This is a genomic window from Mesorhizobium sp. M0208, from assembly GCF_040322015.1.
GTDB lineage: Bacteria > Pseudomonadota > Alphaproteobacteria > Rhizobiales > Rhizobiaceae > Mesorhizobium.
In genome coordinates this window covers 114,252-139,365 of the sequence record NZ_JAMYSP010000001.1, presented here as the reverse complement: position 1 = coordinate 139,365, position 25,114 = coordinate 114,252, and the positions used below count along the sequence as shown (strand labels likewise).

The 25,114-nt window shown below is 63.7% G+C and carries 32 protein-coding genes; 9 read left to right on the top strand and 23 right to left on the bottom strand.

What is annotated here, in order from left to right; translation table 11 throughout:
- Nucleotides 1–5 precede the first annotated feature (5 nt).
- The 7 genes from NKJ17_RS00735 to gcvA all read right to left on the bottom strand — a co-directional run bounded on the left by NKJ17_RS00735 (nucleotide 6) and on the right by gcvA (nucleotide 7,638).
- Nucleotides 6–1,484 carry a mannitol dehydrogenase family protein gene (locus tag NKJ17_RS00735; protein WP_352686362.1) on the bottom strand — a complete coding sequence of 493 codons (1,479 nt, stop codon included), beginning with the start codon at nucleotides 1,482–1,484 and terminating at the stop codon, nucleotides 6–8.
- A gap of 71 nt (nucleotides 1,485–1,555) precedes the next feature.
- Nucleotides 1,556–2,326 carry an L-iditol 2-dehydrogenase gene (locus tag NKJ17_RS00730; protein ID WP_352686359.1) on the bottom strand — a complete coding sequence of 257 codons (771 nt, stop codon included), beginning with the start codon at nucleotides 2,324–2,326 and terminating at the stop codon, nucleotides 1,556–1,558.
- On the bottom strand, nucleotides 2,323–3,327 hold the full coding sequence (locus tag NKJ17_RS00725) for an ABC transporter ATP-binding protein (protein WP_352686356.1): 1,005 nt from the start codon (nucleotides 3,325–3,327) through the stop codon (nucleotides 2,323–2,325). The genes NKJ17_RS00730 and NKJ17_RS00725 overlap by 4 nt, the downstream gene beginning before the upstream one ends.
- Before the next feature lie 52 nt (nucleotides 3,328–3,379).
- Nucleotides 3,380–4,204 carry a carbohydrate ABC transporter permease gene (locus NKJ17_RS00720; protein ID WP_352476993.1) on the bottom strand — a complete coding sequence of 275 codons (825 nt, stop codon included), beginning with the start codon at nucleotides 4,202–4,204 and terminating at the stop codon, nucleotides 3,380–3,382.
- A gap of 11 nt (nucleotides 4,205–4,215) precedes the next feature.
- Nucleotides 4,216–5,088: a carbohydrate ABC transporter permease gene (locus tag NKJ17_RS00715; protein WP_031195183.1), complete on the bottom strand. Its 873-nt coding sequence runs from the start codon at nucleotides 5,086–5,088 to the stop codon at nucleotides 4,216–4,218.
- A 114-nt stretch (nucleotides 5,089–5,202) separates the two neighbouring features.
- Nucleotides 5,203–6,513, bottom strand: a complete 1,311-nt coding sequence (locus tag NKJ17_RS00710) for an ABC transporter substrate-binding protein (RefSeq protein ID WP_254815834.1) — start codon at nucleotides 6,511–6,513, stop codon at nucleotides 5,203–5,205.
- A 213-nt stretch (nucleotides 6,514–6,726) separates the two neighbouring features.
- On the bottom strand, nucleotides 6,727–7,638 hold the full coding sequence (gcvA, locus tag NKJ17_RS00705) for a transcriptional regulator GcvA (RefSeq protein WP_352686354.1): 912 nt from the start codon (nucleotides 7,636–7,638) through the stop codon (nucleotides 6,727–6,729).
- 110 nt (nucleotides 7,639–7,748) lie between these two features.
- On the opposite strand from gcvA, the gene NKJ17_RS00700 reads away from it, so the two are divergent.
- Complete coding sequence (locus NKJ17_RS00700; RefSeq protein ID WP_254815832.1) at nucleotides 7,749–7,934, top strand: hypothetical protein; 186 nt, start codon at nucleotides 7,749–7,751, stop codon at nucleotides 7,932–7,934.
- A gap of 74 nt (nucleotides 7,935–8,008) precedes the next feature.
- Here NKJ17_RS00700 and NKJ17_RS00695 read toward each other — a convergent pair whose 3' ends face one another.
- Nucleotides 8,009–8,968 carry a sugar-binding transcriptional regulator gene (locus tag NKJ17_RS00695; RefSeq protein ID WP_352686350.1) on the bottom strand — a complete coding sequence of 320 codons (960 nt, stop codon included), beginning with the start codon at nucleotides 8,966–8,968 and terminating at the stop codon, nucleotides 8,009–8,011.
- 362 nt (nucleotides 8,969–9,330) lie between these two features.
- Between NKJ17_RS00695 and NKJ17_RS00690 the strand changes: the two genes are divergently transcribed.
- Nucleotides 9,331–9,963 (top strand): HAD family hydrolase, encoded by a 633-nt coding sequence (locus tag NKJ17_RS00690; RefSeq protein WP_352686347.1) that lies wholly within the window; start codon nucleotides 9,331–9,333, stop codon nucleotides 9,961–9,963.
- A 22-nt stretch (nucleotides 9,964–9,985) separates the two neighbouring features.
- Here NKJ17_RS00690 and NKJ17_RS00685 read toward each other — a convergent pair whose 3' ends face one another.
- The 7 genes from NKJ17_RS00685 to ureC form a co-directional block, all read right to left on the bottom strand.
- A complete protein-coding gene (locus NKJ17_RS00685; protein WP_352686345.1) occupies nucleotides 9,986–10,753 on the bottom strand; it encodes a class II aldolase and adducin N-terminal domain-containing protein in 768 nt (255 codons plus the stop codon).
- Between the two features lie 81 nt (nucleotides 10,754–10,834).
- Nucleotides 10,835–11,476 (bottom strand): urease accessory protein UreG, encoded by a 642-nt coding sequence (gene ureG, locus NKJ17_RS00680; protein ID WP_352686343.1) that lies wholly within the window; start codon nucleotides 11,474–11,476, stop codon nucleotides 10,835–10,837.
- On the bottom strand, nucleotides 11,473–11,913 hold the full coding sequence (locus NKJ17_RS00675; protein ID WP_352476988.1) for a DUF3995 domain-containing protein: 441 nt from the start codon (nucleotides 11,911–11,913) through the stop codon (nucleotides 11,473–11,475). Before NKJ17_RS00675 ends, ureG begins: the two co-directional genes overlap by 4 nt.
- Nucleotides 11,910–12,599 (bottom strand): urease accessory protein UreF, encoded by a 690-nt coding sequence (locus tag NKJ17_RS00670; protein ID WP_352686341.1) that lies wholly within the window; start codon nucleotides 12,597–12,599, stop codon nucleotides 11,910–11,912. Before NKJ17_RS00670 ends, NKJ17_RS00675 begins: the two co-directional genes overlap by 4 nt.
- Nucleotides 12,592–13,176: an urease accessory protein UreE gene (locus NKJ17_RS00665; protein WP_352686338.1), complete on the bottom strand. Its 585-nt coding sequence runs from the start codon at nucleotides 13,174–13,176 to the stop codon at nucleotides 12,592–12,594. The genes NKJ17_RS00670 and NKJ17_RS00665 overlap by 8 nt, the downstream gene beginning before the upstream one ends.
- Nucleotides 13,177–13,232: 56 nt before the next feature.
- A complete protein-coding gene (locus NKJ17_RS00660; protein ID WP_352686335.1) occupies nucleotides 13,233–13,826 on the bottom strand; it encodes a hypothetical protein in 594 nt (197 codons plus the stop codon).
- A gap of 47 nt (nucleotides 13,827–13,873) precedes the next feature.
- Nucleotides 13,874–15,586, bottom strand: a complete 1,713-nt coding sequence (gene ureC, locus NKJ17_RS00655; RefSeq protein ID WP_502906520.1) for an urease subunit alpha — start codon at nucleotides 15,584–15,586, stop codon at nucleotides 13,874–13,876.
- A 179-nt stretch (nucleotides 15,587–15,765) separates the two neighbouring features.
- Between ureC and NKJ17_RS00650 the strand changes: the two genes are divergently transcribed.
- Together NKJ17_RS00650 and NKJ17_RS00645 are read left to right on the top strand one after the other, a co-directional pair.
- Nucleotides 15,766–16,149 carry a hypothetical protein gene (locus tag NKJ17_RS00650; protein WP_023677006.1) on the top strand — a complete coding sequence of 128 codons (384 nt, stop codon included), beginning with the start codon at nucleotides 15,766–15,768 and terminating at the stop codon, nucleotides 16,147–16,149.
- Nucleotides 16,150–16,275: 126 nt separating this feature from the next.
- On the top strand, nucleotides 16,276–16,770 hold the full coding sequence (locus NKJ17_RS00645) for a hypothetical protein (protein WP_352476984.1): 495 nt from the start codon (nucleotides 16,276–16,278) through the stop codon (nucleotides 16,768–16,770).
- A 26-nt stretch (nucleotides 16,771–16,796) separates the two neighbouring features.
- Here the strand turns inward: NKJ17_RS00645 and NKJ17_RS00640 are convergent, their stop codons facing one another.
- Genes NKJ17_RS00640 through NKJ17_RS00620 form a run of 5 tightly spaced genes read right to left on the bottom strand, consistent with a single transcriptional unit; the run spans nucleotide 16,797 to nucleotide 19,189 of the window.
- On the bottom strand, nucleotides 16,797–17,102 hold the full coding sequence (locus NKJ17_RS00640; RefSeq protein ID WP_352476983.1) for an urease subunit beta: 306 nt from the start codon (nucleotides 17,100–17,102) through the stop codon (nucleotides 16,797–16,799).
- A 7-nt stretch (nucleotides 17,103–17,109) separates the two neighbouring features.
- Complete coding sequence (locus NKJ17_RS00635) at nucleotides 17,110–17,703, bottom strand: HupE/UreJ family protein (protein WP_352477099.1); 594 nt, start codon at nucleotides 17,701–17,703, stop codon at nucleotides 17,110–17,112.
- Nucleotides 17,704–17,738: 35 nt separating this feature from the next.
- Entirely contained in the window at nucleotides 17,739–17,996 is a 258-nt protein-coding gene (locus NKJ17_RS00630) for a DUF1272 domain-containing protein (protein ID WP_254815822.1), read from the bottom strand.
- Between the two features lie 19 nt (nucleotides 17,997–18,015).
- On the bottom strand, nucleotides 18,016–18,318 hold the full coding sequence (locus tag NKJ17_RS00625) for an urease subunit gamma (RefSeq protein ID WP_023677011.1): 303 nt from the start codon (nucleotides 18,316–18,318) through the stop codon (nucleotides 18,016–18,018).
- 28 nt (nucleotides 18,319–18,346) lie between these two features.
- Complete coding sequence (locus NKJ17_RS00620; RefSeq protein WP_502896244.1) at nucleotides 18,347–19,189, bottom strand: urease accessory protein UreD; 843 nt, start codon at nucleotides 19,187–19,189, stop codon at nucleotides 18,347–18,349.
- A 202-nt stretch (nucleotides 19,190–19,391) separates the two neighbouring features.
- Between NKJ17_RS00620 and NKJ17_RS00615 the strand changes: the two genes are divergently transcribed.
- From NKJ17_RS00615 to NKJ17_RS00605, 3 genes are all read left to right on the top strand, one after another.
- The gene (locus tag NKJ17_RS00615; protein WP_352509366.1) at nucleotides 19,392–19,646 is read left to right on the top strand and encodes an acyl carrier protein; all 255 of its coding nucleotides are present in this window, start codon (nucleotides 19,392–19,394) and stop codon (nucleotides 19,644–19,646) included.
- A gap of 4 nt (nucleotides 19,647–19,650) precedes the next feature.
- Entirely contained in the window at nucleotides 19,651–20,859 is a 1,209-nt protein-coding gene (locus NKJ17_RS00610) for a beta-ketoacyl-[acyl-carrier-protein] synthase family protein (RefSeq protein ID WP_254815821.1), read from the top strand.
- Nucleotides 20,860–20,995: 136 nt separating this feature from the next.
- The gene (locus NKJ17_RS00605; protein WP_352686332.1) at nucleotides 20,996–21,700 is read left to right on the top strand and encodes a glutathione S-transferase family protein; all 705 of its coding nucleotides are present in this window, start codon (nucleotides 20,996–20,998) and stop codon (nucleotides 21,698–21,700) included.
- Nucleotides 21,701–21,721: 21 nt separating this feature from the next.
- Here the strand turns inward: NKJ17_RS00605 and NKJ17_RS00600 are convergent, their stop codons facing one another.
- Nucleotides 21,722–21,850 carry a hypothetical protein gene (locus tag NKJ17_RS00600; protein WP_302893450.1) on the bottom strand — a complete coding sequence of 43 codons (129 nt, stop codon included), beginning with the start codon at nucleotides 21,848–21,850 and terminating at the stop codon, nucleotides 21,722–21,724.
- On the opposite strand from NKJ17_RS00600, the gene NKJ17_RS00595 reads away from it, so the two are divergent.
- Nucleotides 21,843–22,085 (top strand): hypothetical protein, encoded by a 243-nt coding sequence (locus NKJ17_RS00595; protein ID WP_352686329.1) that lies wholly within the window; start codon nucleotides 21,843–21,845, stop codon nucleotides 22,083–22,085. The genes NKJ17_RS00600 and NKJ17_RS00595 overlap by 8 nt on opposite strands.
- A 78-nt stretch (nucleotides 22,086–22,163) precedes the next feature.
- Here NKJ17_RS00595 and NKJ17_RS00590 read toward each other — a convergent pair whose 3' ends face one another.
- Together NKJ17_RS00590 and NKJ17_RS00585 are read right to left on the bottom strand one after the other, a co-directional pair.
- Complete coding sequence (locus NKJ17_RS00590; protein ID WP_254815818.1) at nucleotides 22,164–22,784, bottom strand: nucleoside triphosphate hydrolase; 621 nt, start codon at nucleotides 22,782–22,784, stop codon at nucleotides 22,164–22,166.
- Between the two features lie 76 nt (nucleotides 22,785–22,860).
- Complete coding sequence (locus NKJ17_RS00585) at nucleotides 22,861–23,967, bottom strand: hypothetical protein (RefSeq protein WP_352686326.1); 1,107 nt, start codon at nucleotides 23,965–23,967, stop codon at nucleotides 22,861–22,863.
- Between the two features lie 249 nt (nucleotides 23,968–24,216).
- On the opposite strand from NKJ17_RS00585, the gene NKJ17_RS00580 reads away from it, so the two are divergent.
- Nucleotides 24,217–25,110 (top strand): D-alanyl-D-alanine carboxypeptidase family protein, encoded by an 894-nt coding sequence (locus NKJ17_RS00580; RefSeq protein WP_352686324.1) that lies wholly within the window; start codon nucleotides 24,217–24,219, stop codon nucleotides 25,108–25,110.
- Nucleotides 25,111–25,114 lie beyond the last annotated feature (4 nt).

Here is a 25,114-nt window from a genome sequence, read left to right as displayed (position 1 = left end):
CGGCTTCAGAGGTCGCCGGCGAGATAGCGCGTCAGTGTCGCGCGCGCGCCGTCCGCCCACAGCGATTTGAGCGCATGGGCGAACGCTTCGGCGAAGGGCGGCGAGCGGCCGACATCGCCATAGATGTCCTCCATGGCAAGCCAGGCGCCAGGCATGTCCCTGGCCGCCTTGGCCGTCGCCTGCAACCGGCCCCAGTTAGGGTCGTTGGGCTCGGTGACGGCACCGGAATCCGTCGTGCCGAAGCAGTAGCGACACCAGAGCGCAGATTCCAGCGCCAGGCCGGTGACGCTTTTGCCAGCCTTCAGCCGGTCGGCGATCGTCGGAATGATGAATTTCGGCTGGCGGTTGGAGCCGTCGAGGCAAAGCCGGCGTATGGTGTCGCCGATCTTCGGATTGGAGAAGCGGTGCTCGATGAGCTGGTAGTAATCTTCGAGGTCGGTGTCCGGAACCGGCGGCACGGTCGGGATGATCTCATTATGCTCGAGCTTGTCGAGGAAGCCGCGTACCAGCGGCTCATGCATCGCCTCATGGACGAAATGGATGTCCATCAGCCCGGCCGGATAGGCGATGGTCGCATGGCCGCCATTGAGGATGCGGATCTTCATCAGCTCATAGGGCGCGACGTCGCTGACGAACTGCACGCCGACCTTTTCCAGCGGCGGCCGGCCGTCGGTGAAACGGTCCTCCAGCACCCATTGCTTAAACGGTTCGCAAAACACCGGCCAATTGTCGTCGAGGCCGAACTCGCTGGCGAGAATGCCGCGCTCGCGGTCGGTGGTGGCCGGCGTGATGCGATCGACCATGCCATTGGGAAAGGCAACCTTCTCGCTCACCCAGTTTGCCAAACCTTCGTCGATCAGCCGCGCAAGGCCGATGACGCCATCTGAGGTGACATGGCCGTTATGGGGGATGTTGTCGCAGGACATGACGGTGAAGGGCACGATACCGTCGGCGCGGCGGCGTAGCAGCCCGGCGAGGATGAGGCCGAAGACGGTCTTCGGCGTCGCCCCCGGCTCAGCGTCGGCAACGATGTCGGGATGTGTCGGATTGAAGACGCCAGAAGCCGGATCGATGAAATAGCCGCCCTCGGTGATAGTCAGGGAAACGATCTTGATCGCCGGATCGGCAAGCCGCTCGACAATTGCGATCGCGTCGCCAGGCACCAGGAAGTCGATCATGACGCCGGTGACGCGCGCGCTCATATGGCCGCTGTCCTGCTCGACCACGGTGGTCAGCCAGTCCTGCTCCTGCAGCTTGCCGCGGCCGACCTTCTCGCCCTCGAAGACGCCGGCGCCGACGATAGCCCAGTCGTGGCCAACGCCCGAGTTGAACAGGTCGTCGAGGTAGACGGCCTGGTGCGAGCGATGGAAATTGCCGACGCCGAAATGCACGATGCCGGCCTTGAGCGCGGCGCGATCGTATTTCGGGCCGGCGACCTTGGGCGGCAGCTTGGCTAGGATGGAAGAAGAGAGTTTCACGGTCATCTGCTTTACCCTTTAGCGGGACGGCTCTTCCCCCCGTGGAGGAGACGGGGAGAAGAGCGCCTTCGCCCCCCTCAACTCATCCACTGGCCGCCATCGACATTGTAGGTCTGGGCGACGATGTATCCGGCCTCATCGCTGGCCAGGAACACCGCCATGCCGGTGAGGTCTTGCGCCGTGCCCATGCGGCCATAAGGCACGGCTTCGCCGACCAGTCTCTTCTTCTCGCCCCTCGGCCGGTTCTCGAACTTGGCGAACAAGGCATCGACATGATCCCAGTGCTCGCCGTCAACGACCCCCGGTGCTATCGCGTTGACATTGATGCCGTGTTTGATCAGGTCGAGCCCTGCCGACTGGGTGAGCGAGATGACCGCCGCCTTGGTGGCGCAGTAGACGGCGACCAGCGCCTCGCCGCGGCGCCCGGCTTGGCTTGCCATGTTGATGATCTTGCCGCCCTTGCCGCGGGCAATCATAGAACGGGCGGCGGCCTGCAACGTAAACAGCGTGCCGGCGACGTTGACCGAAAACAATTTGTCGTAGCTTGTCTTGGTGATCTCGACGATCGGCGCCAGGTCGAACAGGGCGGCGTTGTTGATCAAGATATCGAGGCTGCCGGCCCTGGTTTCGACCGCCTTGACGGCCGCATCGATCGACGCGAGATCGGTGACGTCCAGCATCACCGCGTAGGCGTTGCCGCCGATTTCGGAAGCCGTCTTCTCGGCAGCCTCGAGATTGATGTCGCCGATGGCGACCGTCGCTCCCTCCCGCATGTAGGCTTCGGCGAACGCCCTGCCGATGCCGCGCGCCGATCCGGTGATCAGCGCCGATTTACCCCGGAGCCTCATTGCAGCATCGCCTTCCCATCGGTGCCGAAACGATGCAGCTTGGCCTTGTCCGGCGTCAGATAGATCGTGTCGCCGTGATGGGCGGCCAATTCGCCGTCGGCACGCACCGTCAGCTGCCCGACGCCATCCGCCTGGACGTGCAAAAACGTGTCGGAGCCGAGATGCTCGGCAACGCCGACCGTCGCCTTCCAGTCGCCTGACGCCTTCGAAATGTTCATATGCTCCGGGCGGATGCCGACTGTCTTGGCGCCATATTTGGCGGCCGGCGCGCCTTCGATCAGGTTCATCTTCGGCGAACCTATGAAGCCGGCAACGAACAGGTTCTTCGGCGTCTTGTAGAGCTCCATCGGCGAGCCGACCTGCTCGATATTGCCGGCATTGAGCACGACGATCTTGTCGGCCATGGTCATCGCCTCGATCTGGTCGTGGGTGACGTAGACCATGGTGGTCTGGAGCTGGTGGTGCAGTTCACTGATTTCCAGCCGCATGGTGCCGCGCAGCGCCGCGTCGAGATTGGACAACGGTTCGTCGAACAGGAAGGCCGATGGCTGGCGGACGATGGCGCGGCCGATGGCGACACGCTGCCGCTGGCCGCCGGAGAGCTGGCCGGGGCGGCGGTCGAGGTAGTTGGTGAGGTTCAGGATCCGCGCGGCGTCCTTCACCTTCTTGTCGATGGTTGCCTGGTCCTCGCCCGCCATCTTCAGCGGGAAGGCGATGTTCTTGGCCACCGTCATGTGCGGGTAGAGCGCATAGGACTGGAACACCATGGCCAGCTTACGCTTGGCCGGCGCCTCCCCGGTGACGTCGCGGCCATCGATGATGATGGTGCCGCCGCTGGTATCCTCCAGACCGGCGATCAGACGCAACAGGGTGGATTTGCCGCAGCCCGACGGACCGACGAAGACGACGAACTCTCCGTCCTCGATGACCAGATCAAGGCCGGGGATGATGGACGTCGCCCCGAAGGATTTGGAGACGTTCTTGAGCGTGATGTTTCCCATGGTTTCCTCCCCCGAAGGGCTATCCTTTTCGTTTTGCGTCAGGCGATGCCCGCTACTTTACCGCACCGAATGTCAGGCCTCGGACCAGCTGCTTCTGGCTGAACCAGCCCATGATCAGGATCGGCGCGATCGCCAGCGTCGAGGCGGCCGAAAGCTTGGCCCAGAACAGCCCCTGCGGACTGGAGAAGGAGCTGATGAAAGCGGTAAGCGGCGCTGCCTCGGTGGTGGTCAGCCGGATCGTCCAGAACGCCTCGTTCCAGGCGAGAATGATGTTAAGCAGCATGGTCGAGGCGATGCCGGGCACCGCCATCGGTGTCAGCACGTAGATTATCTCGTTCCACAGCGATGCGCCGTCCATGCGCGCCGCTTCCAGGATCTCGCCAGGGATCTCGCGAAAATAGGTGTAGAGCATCCAGACCACGATCGGCAGGTTGATCAGCATCAGCATGACCATCAGGCCGATGCGGCTGTCGAGCAATCCGGTGTCGCGGAAGATCAGATAGATCGGAAACAGCACCGCGACGGCCGGCATCATCTTGGTGGAAAGCATCCACATCAGAATGTCCTTGGTGCGTTTGCCCGGCGAAAACGCCATCGACCATGCCGCCGGTATGGCGACGAGCAGAGCCAGGACGGTCGAGCCGACCGAGAGGAACACCGAGTTGAGGAAGAATTTGAAATAGCCGTTCTGCGCCTGGACCTCGGAATAGCTCTCCATGGTTCCCGACGGGAACAGGTTGAAGCCCTGGATGGCCTCCTGCTCCGACTTGAACGAGGTGATGATCGTATAGAGGATCGGGAAGAAGATCAGCAGGGCGACGATCCAGGCGGCCGCAGTCGCAATCGTCTTGTGCCGGGTGGTGACTGCACGTGCCATCTTATCCTCCCTTATTTGTCCAGGTTCTTGCCGACGGCGCGCATGGCGAAGAAGGCGACGATGTTGGCGAGAATGACTGCGATGATGCCGCCGGCGGACGCCTGGCCGATTTTGAACTCCAGCAAGGCCTTCTGGTAGACGAGGAAGGGCAGGTTGGTGGAGGCATAACCCGGGCCGCCATTGGTGGTGACCAGGATCTCGGCATAGACCGACAGCAGGAAGATCGTCTGGATCAGGATGACGACGGTTATGGCGCGCGACATATGCGGCAGCGTCAAATAGATGAAGCGGCTGATGAAGCCGGCGCCGTCCATTTCGGCGGCTTCCTTCTGCTCGCCGTCGAGCGATTGGAGCGCGGTCAACAGGATCAGCGTCGCAAACGGCAGCCACTGCCAGGCGACGATGATGATGATCGCCAGGAGCGGGTGCTGCCCGAACCAGTCGATCGGCTGCCCGCCGAAGAAGCGCGCAATATCGGCGAAGACGCCGTATTGCGGATGCATGATCATGTTCTTCCAGACAAGTGCCGCCACCGGCGGCATGACGAAGAACGGCGAGATGACGAGGATGCGGACGATGCCTTGTCCCCACATCGGCTGGTCGAGCAGAAGGGCCAGCAGGATGCCGCCGATCACCGTGATCAAAAGCACGCTGACGACGATGGTGAGCGTGTTGAGGATCGACTGCAGGAATGCCGGGTTGGAATAGAACAGCGCGTAGTTCGAAAACCCGACGAAGCCGTCGCGCATCGGATTGAGTGGGTTGTACTGCTGGAAGGAGAACCACAGCGTGAATGCCAGCGGCACAATCATCCAAACCAGCAGCAGCACCACGGATGGCGCCATCATGAAGCGGGCAAGCGAACGGGTCTGCTGAGTAGCCATGACGGTCACCCTTCGAGGTCGGCCAAGTTTTTCAGCGGCGTAAAGTTGGCCGCCCGAACTGGGATTCGGGCGGCCCGTGCCGGCTGCCATGGGCAACCGGCACCGGGAGGCGCCTTATTTGATGTACCCGCCCTCGGTCATCGTCGCGGTGGCGGCGTCCTGTGCCTGCTTCAAGGCGTCGTCGACGCTCGTCTGGCCGGCAAGGGCCGCCGAGAAGAGCTGGCCGACAGTGGTGCCAAGGCCCTGGAACTCAGGAATGGCGACGAACTGGACGCCGACATAAGGCACCGGCTTGACGGTCGGGTGCGTCGGATCGGCGGCGTTGATGGAATCCAGCGTCATTTTCGCGAAAGGCGCCGCCTTCTGGTACTCCGGGTTGTTGTAGAGCGAGGTGCGCGTTCCGGGCGGAACGTTGGCCCAGCCTTCCTTTGAAGCGACCAGTTCGAGATAGTGCTTCGAAGTCGCCCAGGAAACGAACTTTTGAGCGGCGTCGGCCTTCTGGGTGCCGGCGGGGATGGCCAGCGACCAGGCCCACAGCCAATTGCCGCGCTTGCCGAGGCCATTGTCCGGCGCCAGCGCATAGCCGACCTTGTCGGCGACGGTCGAGTTCTTCGGGTCGGAGACGAAGGACGCAGCGACGGTAGCGTCGATCCACATGCCGCATTTGCCCTGCTGGAACAGCGCCAGGTTTTCGTTGAAGCCGTTGGACGACGCGCCCTCGGGGCCGTCGGCCTTCATCAGGTCGACATAGAACTGCAGCGTGTTCTTCCATTCGGGCTGGTCGAATTGCGGCTTCCAGTTCTCGTCGAACCAGCGCGCGCCGAAGGAGTTCGACATGGCGGTCAGGAAGGCCATGTTCTCGCCCCAGCCGGCCTTGCCGCGCAGGCAGACGCCGTTCACGCCGTTGGCGCGGTCGGTCATCTTGTCGGCGGCCTGCTTGATGAAGTCCCAGGTCGGTGCATCGGGCATCTTGAGCCCGGCCTTGTCCATCAGGTCCTTGCGGTACATGACGAAGGAGCTTTCGCCATAAAACGGCGCTGCGTAGAGCTTGCCGTCGACCGACAGGCCGCCGGCTATGGCCGGGATGATGTCCTTGACGTCATAATCGTCGCCGAGCTTGTCGAGCGGCAAAAGCCAGTTCTGCTTGGCCCAGATCGGCACCTCATAGGTGCCGATGGTCATCACGTCGTACTGGCCACCCTTGGTGGCGATGTCGGTGGTGACGCGCTCGCGCAGGACGTTTTCCTCGAGCGTGACCCACTGTAGCTGAATGTCGGGATTTTTGGCGGTGAAGTCGTCGGTCAGCTTCTGCATGCGGACCATGTCGCCATTGTTGACCGTGGCGATGGTGATGGATTCGGCATGCGCGGCGAAAGCGAGGGCGCTGGCCGAGAACAGGCCTAGGGTGAACGTGCGAAGTTTCATCAAAATTCCTCCCATAAACCAAGATGAGCATTTGCCTTGGCTGTGGGCAATTACTCACCTGCGATGAATTCTGTCAAGACGGATTCGTTGCTGCAGCGCAGCACGCCGGGTCTCGTGCGGCGACAAGCTGGGACGTTTGCGGCATGTCTGACGAAAGATTTCAGCCGGGCTGATTGGCCCGGAGCTTTGCTGTCGGGCTTGCTGGGATTCAGCCTATTGGCAAGCGATCTCGCTCAGGATCCAATCGCGGAAGGCGCGGATCTTCGGCACGTTGCGCCGCGCCGTCGGATAGACCAGCCAATAGGCGTGGCCGTCGTCACCGACCAGATCAAAGGGCTGGATCAGGCGGCCGTCGGCAAGTTCGGCCTTGAACAGCGCCTTGGTGACGATCGCCACGCCGTGGCCGGCAATCGCGGCATTGGCCTCATAGGCCTGCGCGCCCATGCTGGTGCCGGGGCGCTTGGCCAGTTCCTCGACCGGCAGGCCGGCGGCGGCAAACCAGTCCCGCCACCAGATGTCGCCCGGGTCGAGGATCGGCAGCCGCAGCAGGTCGGCCGGCTCCTTGACGCCGCCGATGCTTGCCGCGAGCTTTGGACTAAGGACCGGCGTGAAATCGGCCCTGAAAAGCATATGGGTCTCGACGCCCGGCCAGTTGCCGGCGCCGGAGCGGATGGCGATGTCGATATCCTCTCTGGCAAAGTCGACAACCCTGTTCGAAGTATCGACGCGCACCGCCAGCGACGGATGCGCGACCTGGAACGAACCGAGATGCTGGGCCAGCCAATTGGAGGCAAAGGTCAGCAGCGTCGAAACGCAAAGCACGCCGTCGGCGCCGGTGCGCGCGGCGGCATAGGCGCCGCTCAACAGCGCGAATGCTTCGCTGACCGCGGGCGCCAGGCGTTGGCCGGGTTCGGTCAGCACGATGTGTTTTGGCTGGCGCAAGAACAGGGGCGCACCGATGCGCTCCTCCAGAAGCTTGATCTGATAGCTTGCCGCCGCCTGCGTCATGCCAAGCTCCTGGGCGGCCTTGGTGAACGAGAGATGCCGCGCCACCGCTTCGAATACCCGGATCGCCTGAAGCGGAGGAAGCTGCGAAACCAGCTGTCGTGAATTGAGCTCCGGCATAAGCCCTCCTTATGGGCAGTGATCGACGTTTGATTGGCGGCACCGGCCGGGCCTACCGATATTCCGTATTGAAGATCAATTACGCCTAGAGATAGCGAAGGCAGACGATCATGACCACAATACAGGAAAAGCTGCTTCTTGCTCCAGCCCATGGCTGGTTTTCACGGTTGGCGCGGGGATTGGCAAGGCACGCGGCGCGGAAACGGGCTTATCTCGACGTCCGGGAGCTGCCGCCGCATCTGCAGCGCGACATGGGCTTTCTCGACGGCAACGATCCATGCGGCCGGCACCAGTAGTGACGCTCGTTTATCGGGGATTCAGATACGTTTCGATTTCACATGATCGTTTCCGACCGCCAGCGGCTCGGAGATCATGCGCCCGCTAGCAAGGCGGCGGCGGTCCGCTCATCGGTGATCAGGCCGTTGACCAGCCGCCGGTTGACGGCGGCGAAGATGCCCGGCAGCTTGCGGTCGCCCATGGCAAGCGCGATCACCAGCGACTTTTCGCGCGACGGCAGCGGTGCCGACGACACCCGATCATTGGTAATACCCTCGATCATGCGGCCGTCACGATCGAACACCCAGCCGACGATCTCGGCGACGCCGCCGGCCTTCTGCAACGCCTTTAATTCACCCTCCGAAATGAAGCCGTCCTCGTAAAGCGGCGCCTTCGGACCGAGATCGCCTATGCCGACAAAGGTGACGTCGGCCTCAGCCGCAAGCGCCAGCGTCGGCTGGATCATCGGCTGGCTCAGCAGCATCTCGCGCTCCTCCGGCGAGGAGGCGATGACCGGCAAAGGCATCGGAAACGAGCGCGCCTTGACCCTGTCGGCCATGGTGAAGATGACGTTGTAGAAGGCGGCCGAGCCGTCCGGCGAGATGTTGCCGGTCAGCGACACCACTTTGTGCTGCGGGCATTCCATCGGCGGCAGTTGCTCGATCGCGGCCTTCAGCGTACGGCCGGTGCCGATCGCCATGACGATCGGCGTCGACGACCGCAGCCGCCGTTCGATCTCGGCCGCCGCCGCCTCGGCGACGCCGATGACGGTGGAGGAAGAAGAAGGGTCGCTGGGCACCACCTCGACCAGATCAAGCGCAAAGCGCGATTTCAGCCGTGCCGCAAGGTCGAGGCAATTGGCGATCGGATGGTCGACGCGCACCTTGATCAATCCTTCGGAGACTGCGAGCGACACCAGCCGCTGCGCCGTCTGGCGGGAGATGCCAAGCGTGGCGGCGATCTGGTCCTGGGTGTTGCCGGCAACGTAATAGAGCCAGCCGGCGCGCGCCGCATCGTCCAGCCTGTTGCCGCCGCTATCCTGCCGCGAATTCAAGTTCCTGCCTCCCAACCCCGCCGGGCAAAAGAGGCGGAGCGCCGTAGTTTCGCAGGGAATGAACTTGCGCGCAATTGCCTATTGCAAGAGCAATTGCTTAGGGCTGAGACTTGGGTGTTTGGAGCGAAGTGGCGGGTCGACCCAGTCTCGTTGCAACAGCAAGGCTGTCGAGGTCGCACAATCTCGGTCCAAAGCGCGTCGCGTTCAATCGGCCTTATGCGATGCGCCTTAGATTCTTGCTTTCTATGCATGTCCGTATCGCAAAACCGCTGCACACTTTTGCGCGACATGCATAGACGGGGACGCCGCGGTTTATCTCCCGCGCCAAACGCTTTAAGGGATTTTTGAGAATGGAGCCTTGCATGACGCCGAAAGCGGTTTTCTGGGATATGGACGGCACGCTGGTCGACAGCGAGCCGCTGCACGAAGCGGCGCTGATCGCGGCGCTGCACAGTGTCGGCATCGTACCGCCGGCCGACCTGCATGAGCGCGTGCTCGGCATCGCCGCATGGCCAGTCTACGAAATGCTACGCGACGAGTTCGGCCTCGACCTGCCTTTCGACGACTGGATCGTGCGCAAATACGATTACTATCTGCCGATGGCCCAAACGCTGACGCCGCGCAGAGGCGCGATCGAGATCTTCCACGAGTTGCGCGCGCTTAGCGTACCGCAAGCGGTGGTCTCCAACTCGGACAGGCTGATCGTCGATGCCAATCTGCGCGCCGTCGGCCTCGTCTATCCCGGCATGAAGACGGTCAGCCGCAACGACGTGCGTGAAGGCAAGCCGCATGCCGAACCTTTCCTGCGCGCCGCCTGGCTGGCCGACGTCGATCCCACCGAGGCCGTGGCGGTCGACGACAGCGTGACCGGCGCCACGGCGGGGCTGGCAGCGGGAATGAAGACGATCTTCTGGCCAGAGGTGCCTATGGAGGGGCCGCCGGGGGCGATTGTCATCAACAGCGCCGATGAATTGCGAGCCGAACTAGGGCTTTAAGCCAGGCCCGGCGGGACCGCGCTCAAGTCCGGTAGGCGGGTTCCTGCTCGTCGAGGATCGCCTTCAGTTCGGAGAGGTGGCGTTCGGCCTGGCCGGGATAGTCTTCCTGTTCCCTTGCCGCTTTCTCGGCGATCTCGTCCGACAGTACCCGCAGCGGCCGGCCGGTCCACAGCGCCTTGACATAGGTTTCGGCGGCGCGCTCGAAATAGAACATGCGGTTGAAGGTGTCGGCGACGCTGTCGCCGATGACCAGCACGCCATGGTTGCCCATCACCATCACCTTGACCTTCGGGTCGACAAGAAGCTGCGAGCAGCGCTCGCCCTCTTCCTCGAAGGCCAGCCCGCCATAATGAGCGTCGACGACATGGCGGTTGAAGAAGATTGCCGAGTTCTGGTCGACCGGCGGAAGCGTCGAGTCGGCGAGCGAGGCAAGCACGGTGGCGTGGATCGAGTGGACATGCATGACGCAGCGCGCATGACGCACGTTGCGATGAATGGCACCATGCAGGCCCCACGCCGTCGGATCGGGCGCATTCGGGCCGGAGAGCGTGCCGGGATCGTTGGCGTCGATCAGAAGCAGATCGCTCGCCTTGATGCGCGAGAAATGCACCTGGTTGGGATTCATCAGGAATTGCGAACCATCGTCGCTGACGGCCAGTGAGAAATGGTTGGCCACCGCCTCGTGCATGTTGAGCCGCGCCGTCCAGCGGAAGGCGCAAGCCAGATCGACGCGCTCCTCATAGAACGGCAGGTTGGTCAGCACTTCCTTCTGCAGGCGCGTGATGCTCATCGTAAACCTCCGTGAAAGAAGCAAGGATGCCGCGCGGCTGGAACACGCGCAACCGGTTTCGTTTGGTACAGGCGAGCGCCGTTATGCCGCCGTGCTGGTGGCCGCGCCGACCCGAAGCCCGCCATGCCCGACGATGAAATCGATCACCTCCTGCAGCCCCTTGCCGCGCGACAGGTCGGTGAAGCCGAACGGCCGCTTGCCGCGCATGCGGGCAGCGTCGCGTTCCATGATGTCGAGATTGACGTTCACATAGGGCGCAAGGTCGCTCTTGTTGATGACCAGGAAATCGGACCGGGTGATCGCCGGTCCGCCCTTCCTCGGGATCTCCTCGCCCTGGCAAACCGAGATGACATAGAGCGTCAGGTCGGCAAGATCCGGCGAGAAGGTGGCGGCGAGATTGTCGCCGCCCGATTCGATGAAGACGATGTCGAGATCGGGGAATTTTCTGGTCATCTCGGCGATCGCCTGCAGATTGATCGAGGCGTCCTCGCGGATGGCGGTGTGCGGACAGCCGCCGGTCTCGACGCCGACGATGCGATCCTCGGGCAGGGCCTGCAACCTGGCCAGCATCATGGCGTCTTCCTTGGTGTAGATGTCGTTGGTGACGACGGCGATCGAAAACTCGTCACGCAGTGCCTTGCAGAGCTTTTCGGTAAGCGTCGTCTTGCCCGAGCCGACCGGGCCGCCAATGCCGATGCGAAGAGGACCGTTGGGCGATATCATGCGGGGAACTCCGTGACGGCAAGAATGGCGAAGGCAAGCCCGATCAGCAGGCACAGCGGCGAATAATAACGCAGATCGAGCCGCGCGAAAGGCTGTTCGGGCGTCAGCCGGCGCCACCAGGGCGTGAAGCCGGCAATGCCGCGCGCCAGGAAAACCAGCGCGATGAGCAGCGACGTGGCGGCAAGCCCGGCCTTGGGAAACGGCGTGGCAAAGATGCCCTCGAGCGCCATCGGCCACAGTGTCGCCAGGCCAAGGCAGGCGGCAACGGCGAAGCTGGCGAAGGGTGCCGGCATCTCGTCGACGCCATGAAAGCCGATGACCGCACGAGCGCAGGAGGCGGCGTCCCTGCCCGGCCAGATGCCGCCAATGCCCCAATAGACATGCAGTGCTGTGATCAGCAGCAGGACGAGCGAGACGGCGAAAGCGAGGACGATCATGAGCGGAACAGCCGCGAATACTGGGCCTCGTGCTTCATCGCCGTGATGTCGGAGATAAAAGCGCAGCCGCCGAGATCATCGAGGGTCGAGCCGGCAGCGCGGTCGGACGTAGCCAGGGCAAGCGGCTCGAAGCCGGCTAGCAGCGCGGTGGCGCCGGTCTGGCCGACGGCGCCGAGCCGGATCGCGGCCTGAACAAGGTTGGAGAAGAAGGCCTGCAGGAAGGCGGCCAGGGCGTCCCGCAGCGAAATGCCGTGATCGCCGGCAACAGCGCCGACGGCAACGCAATAGGCACATTCGGTCGGCAGGCGATCCAGCACCTGGCACGGCCAGGCGGAGGCTGCTTTCAGGAAAGCGGCGCCCTGCAGCATCGTCTCGGTATGACGCTCGCGCGAGCCTGCCAGAGCTTCGGCAAGGGCGACGATTTCATCGAGATCGCCGGTTTCGCGCGCCCTGCGCCAGCTTTGTGCAAACAGCACCGCATCATTCCAGCCCGAACCCATCTCGACGAGCGTTTCCAGCCACGCGGCGAGATCTTTGCTGTCGGCAACCAGCCCGGCATGCACGGCTTGTTCCAGGCCATGGCTGTAGGAAAAGCCGCCGACCGGGAAGGAAGGCGACAGCCACGCCATCAGCCGCAACAAAGCAATATTGGAAGGCTGGGCAACGCTGGAAGGCCGGTCAGTCATGGTCATGGTCGTGCGAATGGCTGTGGGAATGAGAATCGCTATGGCTATGGGAATGCGCTTCGGCGTGGCTGTGCGCATGTGCCTCGGCATGGGCATGGCCGTGCCCGCCATGCGCGGAATAGGCGCCGCGCACCGGCTTGAACGGTTCGGAGACGTCGCTCACAATGGCGCCCAATCCCTCCAGCATCGTCTTAATGACATGGTCGCGCAGGATGAGGATGCGGTTAGCCTCGATGGCGGCGGCGAGATGGCGGTTGCCGATGTGCCAGGCGAGCTCGGCGAGATGGATCGGGTCGCTGCCCCTGATATCGTAGAGCGGCTCTTCGGCCGCGATGATCTCGATGTGGCGGCCATCCTCCAGCACCAGCCGGTCACCATGGTTCAACGTCACCGGTTCGGGCAGGTCGACCAGCACCTTGTCGCTACCGGCCGTTTCGATGGCACGACGGCGCAGATGCCGCTCGTCATGGGCAAGCACCGCCCGGTCGTATGGCGTGGTGGTTCCGGCTTCGCCTGCGGCCAGGACGGCGACTGCGCGCGGGAATTTGGTGAAGTCGGTGCGAATATCGAGCTTCATGTAAAAACTGCCTCTCCCAAAAGCCTAGCCTATCGCGTCCGCCGCCCCAATGGCGCTCAAACAATCGTGTCGAAGAGCCGCATGATAAACGATACCTGATAGACGAGCGCGCCGGCGACAAAGGCGATGTGAAAGCGGCGGTCGCGCAGCAGGACCGCAATGACGCAAAGCGCGACGAAAACCGGCGTGCGGATCAGATATTCGACGCCGAAATGGGCGAAATGCGCCGGCCCTTTCAGCAGCGTGTCGACCACGTCGAGCAGATAGGTCGCCGCCAGCAGGCCGAAGAACCAGGCCCGGCGCGAATAAAAGAAATCCTCATAGCTGGTGTAGTCCAGCATCGAGTCCGGAAACAGCAGCGCGCAGAGCAGGAACAGCGTGACGGCGTAGAAGATGATGAACAGGTATTTGCCGAAGGTCCAATTCTCGATCTGGAAGAGGCCGAACTCCCACCACCAGAAATGCACCAGCATCAAAAGCACCGACGCAACCCAGGCGAGATGCACGGGATAGAGCCGGTACTGGCTGGGATGCTGGACGATACGGGCAAGCCCCGACAAAAGCCGGGTGACGCCAAGGCCGATCACCATGCCCAGGACGATGCGGATATGCGGGAAAATGTCGTGGGCGTAGGGGAGTTGCTGGTCCATAGGCCTGGCGCGGCATGTTCTACATCGGTCGTTCTAACGCCTATGGTTCAGAACAGGAAGTAGCGTTGCGCCATCGGCAGCACGGTTGCTGGCTCGCAGGTCAAGAGTTCGCCGTCGGCGCGGACCTCATAGGTCTCCGGGTCGACCTCGACATGCGGCGTGGCGTCGTTGAGCACCATCGAATGCTTGCCGATGCCGCCGCGGGTGTTCTCGACGGCCACCATCTGCTTGTCGACGCCGAGCCTGCCGCGCAGGCCGGCGTCGAGCGCGGCCTTCGAAACGAAGGTCACCGACGAATTGGTCATCGCCTTGCCGTAGGCGCCGAACATCGGCCGATAGTGCATCGGCTGCGGCGTCGGGATCGAGGCGTTGGGATCGCCCATCGGGGCGGCGGCGATCATGCCGCCGATCAGCACCATGTCCGGCTTGACGCCGAAGAAGGCCGGGTTCCACAGCACAAGGTCGGCGCGTTTTCCGACCGCCACCGAGCCGATGTCCTTCGACAGGCCATGCGCGATGGCCGGATTGATGGTGTATTTGGCGATGTAGCGGCGGACGCGGAAATTGTCGTTGTCGCCGGTCTCCTGCGGCAGCGAACCACGCTGGCGCTTCATCTTGTCGGCGGTCTGCCAGGTGCGGATCGCCACTTCGCCGACGCGGCCCATGGCCTGGCTGTCCGACGAGATGATCGAGAAGGCGCCGATGTCGTGAAGAATGTCTTCGGCGGCGATGGTTTCCTTGCGGATGCGGCTTTCGGCAAAGGCGATGTCTTCGGGGATCGACGGCGACAGATGGTGACAGACCATCAGCATGTCGAGGTGCTCGGCCAGCGTGTTGACCGTGTAGGGACGCGTCGGATTGGTCGAGGACGGAATGACGTTGGGCAGACCGCAGACCTTGATGATGTCAGGCGCGTGGCCGCCGCCGGCGCCTTCGGTGTGGAAGGCATGGATGGTGCGGCCCTTGATCGCCGCGACCGTGTTTTCGACGAAGCCGGACTCGTTCAGCGTGTCGGTGTGGATCATCACCTGCACGTCGTAATCGTCGGCGACCGACAGGCAGCAGTCGATTGCAGCCGGTGTCGTGCCCCAGTCCTCATGCAGCTTCAGCGAGCAGGCGCCGGCGAGCACCATCTCCTCGAGCGCGGCAGGTAGCGACGCGTTGCCCTTGCCCGACAGCCCGATATTCATCGGGAAGGCGTCGAAAGACTGGATCATGCGCGCCAGATGCCACGGCCCCGGCGTGCACGTGGTCGCCAGCGTGCCGTGCGCCGGGCCGGTGCCGCCGCCGAGCATGGTGGTGATGCCCGACATCAGCGCTTCCTCGATCTGCTGCGGGCAGATGAAGTGGATATGCGCGTCGAAGCCGCCGGCGGTCAGGATCTTGCCTTCGCCGGCGATGATCTCGGTGCCGGGACCGATGATGATGGTGACGCCGCCTTGGGTATCCGGATTGCCGGCCTTGCCGATCGCGACGATGCGGCCGTCCTTCAAGCCGATGTCGGCCTTGACGATACCGGCGGTGGCATCGACGACCAGCGCATTGGTGATGACGGTGTCGACCGCGCCTTGCGCGCGTGAAACCTGGCTCTGGCCCATGCCGTCGCGGATGACCTTGCCGCCGCCGAATTTCACCTCCTCGCCGTGAACGGTGAGATCCTTTTCGACCTCGATGAACAGCTCGGTGTCGGCGAGCCGGACTTTGTCGCCAACGGTCGGGCCGTACATCTGCGCATAGGCGGCGCGGGTGATTTTAGCCATCAGCAATTGCTCCCGAAATACAGCCCGAAAATACCGCTTGTCGAAGGCGGGCCCCACATTGCTGCCATCCTATGATCACGCAATGACCCGCTGAGCGACACTTTCCGATCCCATTTGGCGTTTGAGGTGGCCGGGTCACCCCAAAACGACCATTTGCCAATCGATGGAAAGGAACATCCATGCGCAAAACGACCCTTCTGGCAGCCGCCGCCACGCTGGTGCTCGCAACCGCCGCCAGCGCCCAGCAACAGCCTGCGCAGCAGCCCAGTCCGGCGCCGGCCGCGCCTGCTCCTGCCGCGCCCGGAGCGCAGCCACAGGCGCCCACCATCCAGGCGATCAACGTCGTCGACATCAAGGATCTGCCGGCGGACACTCAAGCCAAGGTCAACGAGGTGATCGCCAAGCGCAGCGACGCCGATCTGCAGAAACTGCGCGGCTCGATCGACGCGACACCGCAGGTCAAGTCCGCACTCGAAGCCAAGGGGCTCACCTCGGCGCAGGTGATCGCCGCCAGCATGAGCACCAATGGCGCGCTGACGCTGATCACCAAGAAAGCGAGCTGACGAGACAAGGCGGCGGGCCGGCGCCCGGTCAGCCCGCCGCCTCGCAAAGGGAACCTTCACGGGGGACGTTTCGTTTCGGTCCTGTCGCCCTGACACAAGCCTCGAAAAGGACCCTGAGAACGAGCGATGGCGATCACCACCTTCTCCGACACCAGATGGCTGCATGGCATTGCCGCGACCGCGTTTCTGGCCGCCAGCATTCCGCACGCCGCGCTGAACGCGCAGAGCCTCGACAGCGCCGAGACCGTCAACCGGATCGTCGGCTCGGAGGTCGGCCAGGAGGAGACCAAGACAAATGCGGAAGCCGGCAAGGTCAGCTCGGCGATCGACCGCACGCGTGAGAACATCGCTGCCGTGCGAAAGACATCCAAGCTCGACAAAGTCGATATCGTGTTTCTTACCGACGCCGCGCGCACCGAAGGCGGCCCGCCGCCGGCGATCGAAAGCAAGGTCAGGCAACATCGGGACGACATTGCCGAGCTGCGCAAGGAGATCGAGGCGAACGCATTGCTGTTCAACGCTATCGACTCGCGGCGAGTGCAGACCGAGGACGTTCTGGCGGTTGAATTCGACGATTCGGGAAAGGTCGTCATCTATGCGGCGGCCAAGCCGCCCGGCTGAGCCGAAACTGCTCGACGCCTTCGATCTCACAGCTTGCCCATGATCTTCTGCTGAAATCCGTAGACCTCGCGCTTGCCGCCGAACGGCACTAGCGTAACATCGCGCTCCTGGCCGGGCTCGAAGCGCATCGCGGTGCCGGCGGCGATGTCGAGGCGCATGCCCCGCGCCTTGTCGCGATCGAATCTCAGCCCTTCATTGGTCTCGAAGAAATGATAGTGGCTGCCGACCTGGATCGGCCGGTCGCCGCTGTTGGCCACCTTCATGGTGACCGTCGGCAGTCCCTTGTTCAGTTCGATCTCGCCGCTTGCCGTGATGATTTCGCCGGGGATCATCACTGCCTCACAGGATGCCGAAGGCGAGGCCGGCGCCAATCGCGGCACAGGCGGCGCCAGCGGCGCGGGCAAGCCCACTGAAGCGCCAGCCGAGGCCGAGACCAGCCGTGATGCCGACGGCATGGAGCAACGCGGTGGCAACGGCAAAGCCTGCGGTATAGCCAAGCCCAGCGGCATTTTCAGGCACCTCGGTGCCGTGGGCGTAGCCATGGAACAGCGCAAACAGGCCGATGACGGCGACGCCGGCCGAGACGGGAAGATCGACGGCGAGCGCAACCAGCAGCCCGAGTGCCACGACGGACGCCAATATGGCCGGCTCGACGAAAGGCATCGGCACATGCAGCATGCCAAGCGCGCCGCCGGCCAGCATGACGCCGACGAAAGCCAGCGGCCATGCCCAGATCGCCTTGCCGCCCCTGAGCGCCGCCCATAGGCCGACGACAATCATCACCGTCATATGATCGAGGCCGGAGAGCGGGTGGGAGAAGCCGGCGGTGAAGGACGAAACCGTGCCGACGCCGACATGGGCATAGGCCGGCATAGCTGCCGCCAGCAGCAGGGCCGCCGACAGCGTCGTGCATTTCATCGTAGCGGGGATCATCGGCGTAGCTTCCATCTTCGAGATCATCATGCCTCTCACGCCGCCTTGCGGGCCGGACCGCAGCCTTCTGCCTTGAGGACGCGCTTGGTCGAGGCCGGATATTTCGTCAGCAGCGCTGCCGGACGGATCGGGCGGGCCGAGAAGTTGCCGCCGCAATTCGGGCAGGCGCCGCCGAGCACGTTTTGTGCGCAGTCGGCGCAGAAGGTGCATTCGAAGGTGCAGATCACCGCGTCCGTCGCATCGGGCGGCAGATCCTTGTCGCAGCATTCGCAGTTCGGACGCAGCTGAAGCATTTTCCTCTCCTTGGCGGTTTTATCTGATCGGCTCGTGCACGGTCACCAGCTTGGTGCCGTCTGGAAACGTCGCCTCGACCTGCACATCGTGGATCATTTCGGCAATGCCTTCCATCACCTGGGCCCGGGTGACGACGTGGGCGCCGGCCTCCATCAGCTCGGCGACGGCGCGGCCGTCGCGGGCACCCTCGACGACGAAATCGGTTATCAGCGCGATCGCTTCCGGATGGTTGAGCTTGACGCCGCGTTCGAGCCGCTTGCGGGCCACGATCGCCGCCATGGCGATCAGCAGCTTGTCTTTCTCCCTCGGCGTCAGATTCATGCGTTTTCCTGCAGTGGCACAATCGAAATCAGAGTGACCATAATTTGGGCAGGCCCGCCCGTCCGTTGAGCAATTCGACAAGCGGCACCAGCCGCTTGCGGAGCTGGTAGCCGTCCTCGGCGAACAGCCGAGCAAGAAGCTTGCCAGATTTCCGCACGCTCCAGAAACTGACGCCGCCCTGGCCGCCGACCATGGCCCGGGCCGGCTCGAGCAAAGCTTCTGCCCGCGGCGACACCATCAGCAGCGTCGCCACCGCGATGCCGCCGCCGGCAACCGCCGGACGATTCAAGGTGGCGGCAATGTCGGGGCCGATGCGAAACTCCTCGGCGTGAATCAGCGCCCCGTCCTGGCGGACGCGCCAGCGGTCATGGAATTGGCCTTGCGAAGCCCGTTCACCCATGGCCAGGCGGCCGAAGACGGTAGCTTCCAGGATCAGCGCATCGGCTCCGGCGGCAAGCTCCACGTCAAGCGTGCGGGCAAAGGCCGAGCGGTCGAAGACGATGGTTTCCTGCGGCAGCCAGGCAATGCGGCCGCCTTCGCCGGCGCTCAGCTGCACCCGCACTTCGGCGCGGTCGGATGCGGCGCGGTAGATTTTCTCGCAGGCCTGCGTCGTTATCGTTGCGGACGCGCCGGCACCGACATCGACCTCCCAGGCGAGACGGTCGCCACCGGTCAGCCCGCCGGCAGTGTTGATCAGGACGGCTTCGAGCGGACCGGCCGAGACTGCCGGCATGCGGATCTTGGCCGAGCCGTCCTGGTACAGGCGCCGAAGACGCGTGCGGCCTCCGTTCCAGTCGCAGCCAAGCCGTGCAACGCCGGCAACGCGCTGGGCCGGCGGCACTGAGGTCAAGCTATATGCGATCGTGTCCACGACACCAACGTTAAGCACTGCGGCGGCTTTGTCGATATATAGCTTGTTGCTTGACAGCGTTTCGGTTTCTATAGAGGGAGCCACCTTGGTACGGTCACCGGCGCCTGGCGGGGGTAAAAGGCGACGATGACGACGTAATCGAGCACAAAAGGGGCGCTGATCAGTTGGCGTCGGGAAACGACAGAGTTGGGGAAGAAACCGAATGGCTGACCAGCTGGCAAACGATATCATCGCCAAGATCAAGGCTCATGCCGAGCCGGGCGGCGAGGAAATCACCACCGGTACCGAACTGACCGCGCTTGGCATCCATTCGCTGGAACTGACGGAGATCATCTTCGATCTCGAGGAAGAGTATGGCATCGAAATCGAGATGAACACGGTCGATGCCTGGAGCAATCTGAAGAATGTCGGCGACATGGTCGAGGCGGTTCGCGCGCTGATCGCGAAAAAAGCCTGACTGAATGCACAAGCGGATCGTCATCACGGGCATCGGCGGGTTATGCGGCCTCGGCACCAATGCACCGGCAATCTGGAATGAGATGCGCGCCGGCCGTTCGGCAATCGGCGCGATCGACAATCCGCTGCTGCATGATCTGAAGGTCAAGGTCGGCTGCGAAATCAAGGCGCTTCCCGAGCACGGCATCGACCGCAAACAGGTCGTGTCGATGGACCGCTTCAGCCTTCTGGCGACGATCGCCGCGCGGGAGGCGGCACAGCAGGCGGGATTGAACCCGCACGCGGCCAACACCTACCGGATGGGCACCATCGTCGGCGTCGGCGTCTGCGGCTGGGAGGCAATCGAAGAGAACTATCGCGCCATCCTGCTCGAAGGCAAGAACCGCGCCGGCATCTTCACCGTACCGAAAGTAATGCCGGGCGCAGCCGCCGGCCATGTCAGCATGAATCTTGGTCTGCGTGGACCGGTGTTCGGCATCACCTCTGCCTGCTCGTCATCCAACCACGCCATTGCCTCCGCGGTCGATCAGATCAGGCTCGGCCGGGCCGACGTCATGGTCGCCGGCGGCACCGATGCGCCACTGGTCTGGGGCATCCTCAAGGGCTGGGAAGCCCTGCGGGTATTGTCGCCGGACACCTGCCGGCCGTTTTCGGCCGACCGCCAGGGGCTCGTGCTCGGCGAAGGCGCCGGCATGGTAGTGCTGGAAACGTATGAGCATGCCATGGCGCGCGGCGCCGCTATTCTTGCCGAAATCGCCGGCGTCGGCCTTTCCGCCGACGCCTCCGACATCGTCGCGCCAACTATCGAAGGGCCTGAGGCGGCGATGCGCTTCTGCCTCGTCGACGCCGGGCTCAATCCGGAGGACGTCGACTATCTCAACGCGCATGGCACCGGCACCAAGGCCAACGACCAGATCGAGACGGCGGCGATCAAACGCGTGTTCGGCGACCATGCCTACAAGCTTTCTGTCTCCTCGACCAAATCGATGCATGCCCACTGCCTCGGCGCATCCGGCGCGCTGGAAATGATCGCCTGCGTGATGGCGATCCGCGAAGGCATCGTGCCGCCGACCGCCAATTATCGGGAAGCCGACACCGACTGCGATCTCGACATCACGCCGAACGTGGCACGCGAGCGCGCGGTGCGCACCGCGATGAGCAACAGCTTCGCCTTCGGCGGCACCAATGCGGTGCTGGCGGTCAAGGCCGTGTGACCACACCCTTTGCGGGCCTTTCACCGGGGCCGGTGAAACTTTCCATGCGCATATTGATCGCGCCAGGCGTCGCGCCTAACTCACTGCGACCCGCCATGACCATGCCGCTCGGCGCGGTCCCCGACCAGGAGTTTCGATGACCGATCTGTCCGCGTTTCCGATCGCCAGGCGCTGGCCGGCGAGCCACCCCGACCGCATCCAGCTTTATTCGTTTCCGACGCCGAACGGGGTGAAAATATCGATCGCGCTGGAGGAACTTGGCCTGCCCTACGAGCCGCATGCCGTCGACATCGGCAAGAACGAGAGCTGGACGCCGGAATTCCTGTCTTTGAACCCGAACGGCAAGATCCCGGCGATGATCGATCCGGACGGCCCGGGCGGCAAGCCGATCGGCCTGTTCGAATCCGGCGCCATTCTGCTTTATTTCAGCGACAAGACCGGCAAGCTGGTCCCGGCAGACGCAACGCTGCGTTACGAGACGATCCAGTGGGTGTTCTTCCAGATGGCTTCCATCGGGCCCATGTTCGGCCAAGTCGGTTTCTTCCACAAATTCGCCGGGCGCCAAATCGCCGACAAGCGCCCGCTCGAGCGTTATCGCGACGAGTCGCGGCGGCTGATCGGCGTCCTCGAAACGAGGCTCAAGGGCCGCAACTGGATCATGGGCGACGATTACACCATCGCCGACATTTCGATGCTTGGATGGGTGCGCAATCTGATCGGCTTTTACGAGGCGCGGGACCTCGTCGGTTTCGACGATTTCCCGGGCGTGGGCGCATGGCTGGAGCGTGGCCTTGCCCGGCCGGCGGTGCAGAGGGGCCTCACCATTCCGGCCAGAGCCTGATCAGAACCCTGACTGCCCCGGCTATTTTGCCTTGGTCCGGGGTTTCGAGCCGCCCTTGCCGACTACGGAAGCGGCAAGCGACGCCGCACCTTTGGCGGTCGCAAGCACGGCACCGGCGGCGACATTGGCCGTTGCCTTAACGGTGCGCATTGCGCTGCCTGCGATCGATCCTCTGCTGCTTGCCGACCTTTTGGCCTTGGGTGCAGCGGCTTTGGCCGCGGCAGGCATCACCTTTTTCGGCGCCGCCTTGCCAAAGCTGGGCTTTGCCGCATCCTTGGAGTGGGCCGCTCCTGCCGGGCCGGCGCTGGTTTTCGCTCGAGTGATTTTTGATCGTGTTACCTTGCCCTTGGCGGGCGCAGGCTTTCTTGCCATGGTTTCCATCTAACCGTTCCCTCATGCAATTGCCGTGTCCGGGATAACGGCCTGAAAGTGTTAAGGTTCCGGCCGAACAGTCCTTACCAGATCAGGCCTGTCCACCGACCACCAGGTCGGCGGGCCGCCGACGGGCAAGCACGCGGTCGATGTTCGGCATGTCGTTGGAAGCAATCCAGGCGCGCGCGTCCTGGTCGGACCGGCCGTGCTCGTGCCATCGCTCGAGCAGTCGGCGCTCGAGCTCGGCGCGCGGCACGTCGACGAAGATAGAGTAGTCGAACAGCGGCGCCAGCCGCGTCCATGGCTCTTCGTCGAGCAGCAGGTAATTGCCTTCGACCAGGATGAATTTGGTCTCGGCGGCGATGATCGCAGCGGCAGCGCGCGACAGCTCCATGCTGCGGTCGAACACCGGGATGGCGATATCCGGCTCGCCAGCGCGGATGCGCTTCAGCAGCGCTTCGAAGCCGGCAAAATCAAAGGTTTCCGGGGCACCTTTTCGCTGGCGAAGGCCGCGCCGCTCGAGCACGACGTCATCGTAGTGGAACCCGTCCATCGGCACGACTTCCGCCGTGCCTTCCGGCAGCAGGTCATGCAAGCCTGCCGACAATGTCGACTTGCCGGCGCCGGGCGGACCCGCAATGGCAACAATGAAGCGCGGCGCCTTGCCGGCGCGCTTGAAAATGGTAGCGGCGAGATGGGCGATCTCAGACATTGGCATCCGTTAAGATGGTTCTGGCGCATTTTGGCGGCAGTTTTCGAAAATTTCAAACGCGGCTTGTGCCAGGCCTTCAATCGGGCCTGGACTGGCTGATCCGCAGGAAATCGTTGTCGAAGCCGATGTCGCGCTCGGCACCGTCAGCCGCCAGGATGCGCATGCGGCCCGGCGAGGTCGTGACGTCGCGCGGCGGCTCGCCGGATGGCCATGGCAGCGCGCCGATGACATGGCGGAACGAAAAGCGGCGCCCTTCAGCAAGGGCAAAGGCGGTCGCCACGCCTTCATGCTTCAGCCAGTTGTCGCCGAGCGACGCGGCATGGCCGACGGCCGTGCGGCCGTCCTCGATGCCGAGCACGCCGCGGTGGCGGCCGCTCCATGGCGCGTAATCGCGCCCGCCATTGCTGACCCACAGCATGGTGACCGGCAGTTCGGCCGGGTTCTTCAGCACCAGCACGAGGTCGGCTTCCGCCTGGCGCGCCAGCGCGGTCCAGCCCGGTCCGCCATGGTCGGCCTCGACCAGCGTGACGAAGTCCTCACGCAGCTGGTCCATGCGATAGGCGGTCAGGTCGATCGTGCCGCCGTCGGCGGCGGGAAAGCGCGTCAGGTCGGTGCTGCGCGCCGGGTAGGCGAGCAAAGAGCGGCCGCGGGCCGGATCGGGCTCCGGCGGCTCGTTCGGCGTCGCGGCAAGGCGCTTCGGCGAGAACGCCAGCCTGCCGCCGGCCTTCATCACCGTCATCGGATGGTGGGCGACCGGAATGGCGCCGGCCCCGCCGGAAAAGACGTGCTCCTGATAGAGAAAGGGATGATCGTCGCGCACGATCAGGATCTTGTCGACGCTCGCGCCCATGACCGGGCGCTGCAGCCGCAAGACGGCGCGCCAGCCATCGACCGTTGCCGCGCTGTCGACGACGTCCCAGCGACTATTGGCCGGCCAGCCATGCAAAGGTGCCTCTTCGACGTCGCTGATCGAGAACGGCGCGCAGAGGAAATCGCCGGACAGGTGGACCGTACCTTCAGGCAGATCTTTCGGCAGCGTCTCGCGCGGCTCGCCGACCCAGGGTGCGCGATGCAAAGGGTTCAGCCGAAGGCCATCGATATCGACCGCCATGTCGGCGAGATGGCCGACGGCAAGATCGACCGATACCGAAATGCCTTTTGCCGTGATCGTGACCGTATCCATGTGCACCTACCGATTCTGCCAGCCCGAATTCAGGCGGCCCGATTCTGCCGGCGCCAGCAAAGCCCACTCGCCGCCGGTTGCGCAAGCGTGGTGGCCGGCAATTCCCCTCAGCCGGCTCGGCACAGCGGCCACGTGGGCCTGTGGACAGGGCACCAATCCAGGCCCCGACCGATATTAACCAAATGGACTGCGCCTTTGCGGTAAGATAGCTTCGCCTCGTCTCGGAAACAGCCTGCCTTCGGAACCGACTTGTCCGCCTTGCGCTTCTTTTCGCTCATCCACAATTACGTCGCGGTGCTGGCGCTGCTGCTGTTTGCCGCCGGCTGCACGACGGTGACGCCGCCCGACAGCGTGCTGGCCGTGCCGGCGCCGCCGCAGAAATATGCCGCGATGGTCATCGACGCCGGCACCGGCAAGACGCTGTTCGAGGTCAATTCCACGGCGCCACGCTATCCGGCGTCACTGACCAAGATGATGACGCTCTACCTTCTTTTCGAGGCGCTGGAGTCGGGGCGGATCAGCAAGGAGACGCAAATTCCGGTGTCGGACTACGCCGCGCGGCAGCCGCCGACCAAGCTGCGGTTCAGGCGCGGCGAGACGATCGACGTCGATTCGGCGATCCGCGCCATCGTCGTCAAATCGGCCAATGACGTGGCGGTCGCCGTTGCCGAATATCTCGGCGGCAGCGAAGAGGCGTTCGCCGGCATGATGACCGCCAAGGCGCGCCAGATCGGCATGAGCAGCACCGTCTTCCGCAACGCCTCGGGCCTGCCGGATGGCGACCAGCACACGACGGCGCGTGACATGGCGGTGCTCGGCATGGCGCTGCACACCCGCTTCCCGCAGCATTTCCACTATTTCTCCGACAGCGACTTCATGTTCCGCGGCAGGCTGGTGCGCGGCCACAACGACATGCTCGGCCGGGTGCGCGGCGTCGACGGCATCAAGACCGGCTACATCAGAGCTTCGGGCTTCAACATCGTTACCTCCTATAATGCAGACGGGCACAGGCTGATCATCGTGGTGATGGGCGCCGACAGTGCGCGCCAGCGCAACGACCATGTCGAGGCGCTGATCCAGCGCAGCCTGTCGACGGCGACGGCGAACGCGACGACGCGGCTGCTGTATGCCGAGCAGCAGTGAGAGG

What these genes read in the sequence shown, in the direction of transcription:
- NKJ17_RS00625 (WP_023677011.1), bottom strand. Translation starts at nt 18,318, where the DNA reads ATGAATCTGACGCCGAGGGAGAAAGACAAGCTGCTGATCGCCATGGCG.
- NKJ17_RS00730 (WP_352686359.1), bottom strand. Translation starts at nt 2,326, where the DNA reads ATGAGGCTCCGGGGTAAATCGGCGCTGATCACCGGATCGGCGCGCGGC.
- NKJ17_RS00670 (WP_352686341.1), bottom strand. Translation starts at nt 12,599, where the DNA reads ATGACTGACCGGCCTTCCAGCGTTGCCCAGCCTTCCAATATTGCTTTG.
- NKJ17_RS00585 (WP_352686326.1), bottom strand. Translation starts at nt 23,967, where the DNA reads ATGGATACGGTCACGATCACGGCAAAAGGCATTTCGGTATCGGTCGAT.
- NKJ17_RS00615 (WP_352509366.1), top strand. Translation starts at nt 19,392, where the DNA reads ATGGCTGACCAGCTGGCAAACGATATCATCGCCAAGATCAAGGCTCAT.
- NKJ17_RS00660 (WP_352686335.1), bottom strand. Translation starts at nt 13,826, where the DNA reads ATGGACCAGCAACTCCCCTACGCCCACGACATTTTCCCGCATATCCGC.
- NKJ17_RS00685 (WP_352686345.1), bottom strand. Translation starts at nt 10,753, where the DNA reads ATGAGCATCACGCGCCTGCAGAAGGAAGTGCTGACCAACCTGCCGTTC.
- NKJ17_RS00715 (WP_031195183.1), bottom strand. Translation starts at nt 5,088, where the DNA reads ATGGCTACTCAGCAGACCCGTTCGCTTGCCCGCTTCATGATGGCGCCA.
- NKJ17_RS00640 (WP_352476983.1), bottom strand. Translation starts at nt 17,102, where the DNA reads ATGATCCCCGGCGAAATCATCACGGCAAGCGGCGAGATCGAACTGAAC.
- NKJ17_RS00725 (WP_352686356.1), bottom strand. Translation starts at nt 3,327, where the DNA reads ATGGGAAACATCACGCTCAAGAACGTCTCCAAATCCTTCGGGGCGACG.
- NKJ17_RS00690 (WP_352686347.1), top strand. Translation starts at nt 9,331, where the DNA reads ATGACGCCGAAAGCGGTTTTCTGGGATATGGACGGCACGCTGGTCGAC.
- NKJ17_RS00645 (WP_352476984.1), top strand. Translation starts at nt 16,276, where the DNA reads ATGGCGATCACCACCTTCTCCGACACCAGATGGCTGCATGGCATTGCC.
- NKJ17_RS00665 (WP_352686338.1), bottom strand. Translation starts at nt 13,176, where the DNA reads ATGAAGCTCGATATTCGCACCGACTTCACCAAATTCCCGCGCGCAGTC.
- NKJ17_RS00710 (WP_254815834.1), bottom strand. Translation starts at nt 6,513, where the DNA reads ATGAAACTTCGCACGTTCACCCTAGGCCTGTTCTCGGCCAGCGCCCTC.
- NKJ17_RS00650 (WP_023677006.1), top strand. Translation starts at nt 15,766, where the DNA reads ATGCGCAAAACGACCCTTCTGGCAGCCGCCGCCACGCTGGTGCTCGCA.
- ureC (WP_502906520.1), bottom strand. Translation starts at nt 15,586, where the DNA reads ATGGCTAAAATCACCCGCGCCGCCTATGCGCAGATGTACGGCCCGACC.
- NKJ17_RS00635 (WP_352477099.1), bottom strand. Translation starts at nt 17,703, where the DNA reads ATGATCCCCGCTACGATGAAATGCACGACGCTGTCGGCGGCCCTGCTG.
- NKJ17_RS00700 (WP_254815832.1), top strand. Translation starts at nt 7,749, where the DNA reads ATGACCACAATACAGGAAAAGCTGCTTCTTGCTCCAGCCCATGGCTGG.
- NKJ17_RS00720 (WP_352476993.1), bottom strand. Translation starts at nt 4,204, where the DNA reads ATGGCACGTGCAGTCACCACCCGGCACAAGACGATTGCGACTGCGGCC.
- NKJ17_RS00605 (WP_352686332.1), top strand. Translation starts at nt 20,996, where the DNA reads ATGACCGATCTGTCCGCGTTTCCGATCGCCAGGCGCTGGCCGGCGAGC.
- NKJ17_RS00630 (WP_254815822.1), bottom strand. Translation starts at nt 17,996, where the DNA reads ATGCTTCAGCTGCGTCCGAACTGCGAATGCTGCGACAAGGATCTGCCG.
- gcvA (WP_352686354.1), bottom strand. Translation starts at nt 7,638, where the DNA reads ATGCCGGAGCTCAATTCACGACAGCTGGTTTCGCAGCTTCCTCCGCTT.
- NKJ17_RS00610 (WP_254815821.1), top strand. Translation starts at nt 19,651, where the DNA reads ATGCACAAGCGGATCGTCATCACGGGCATCGGCGGGTTATGCGGCCTC.
- ureG (WP_352686343.1), bottom strand. Translation starts at nt 11,476, where the DNA reads ATGATATCGCCCAACGGTCCTCTTCGCATCGGCATTGGCGGCCCGGTC.
- NKJ17_RS00675 (WP_352476988.1), bottom strand. Translation starts at nt 11,913, where the DNA reads ATGATCGTCCTCGCTTTCGCCGTCTCGCTCGTCCTGCTGCTGATCACA.
- NKJ17_RS00600 (WP_302893450.1), bottom strand. Translation starts at nt 21,850, where the DNA reads ATGCGCACCGTTAAGGCAACGGCCAATGTCGCCGCCGGTGCCGTGCTT.
- NKJ17_RS00590 (WP_254815818.1), bottom strand. Translation starts at nt 22,784, where the DNA reads ATGTCTGAGATCGCCCATCTCGCCGCTACCATTTTCAAGCGCGCCGGC.
- NKJ17_RS00735 (WP_352686362.1), bottom strand. Translation starts at nt 1,484, where the DNA reads ATGACCGTGAAACTCTCTTCTTCCATCCTAGCCAAGCTGCCGCCCAAG.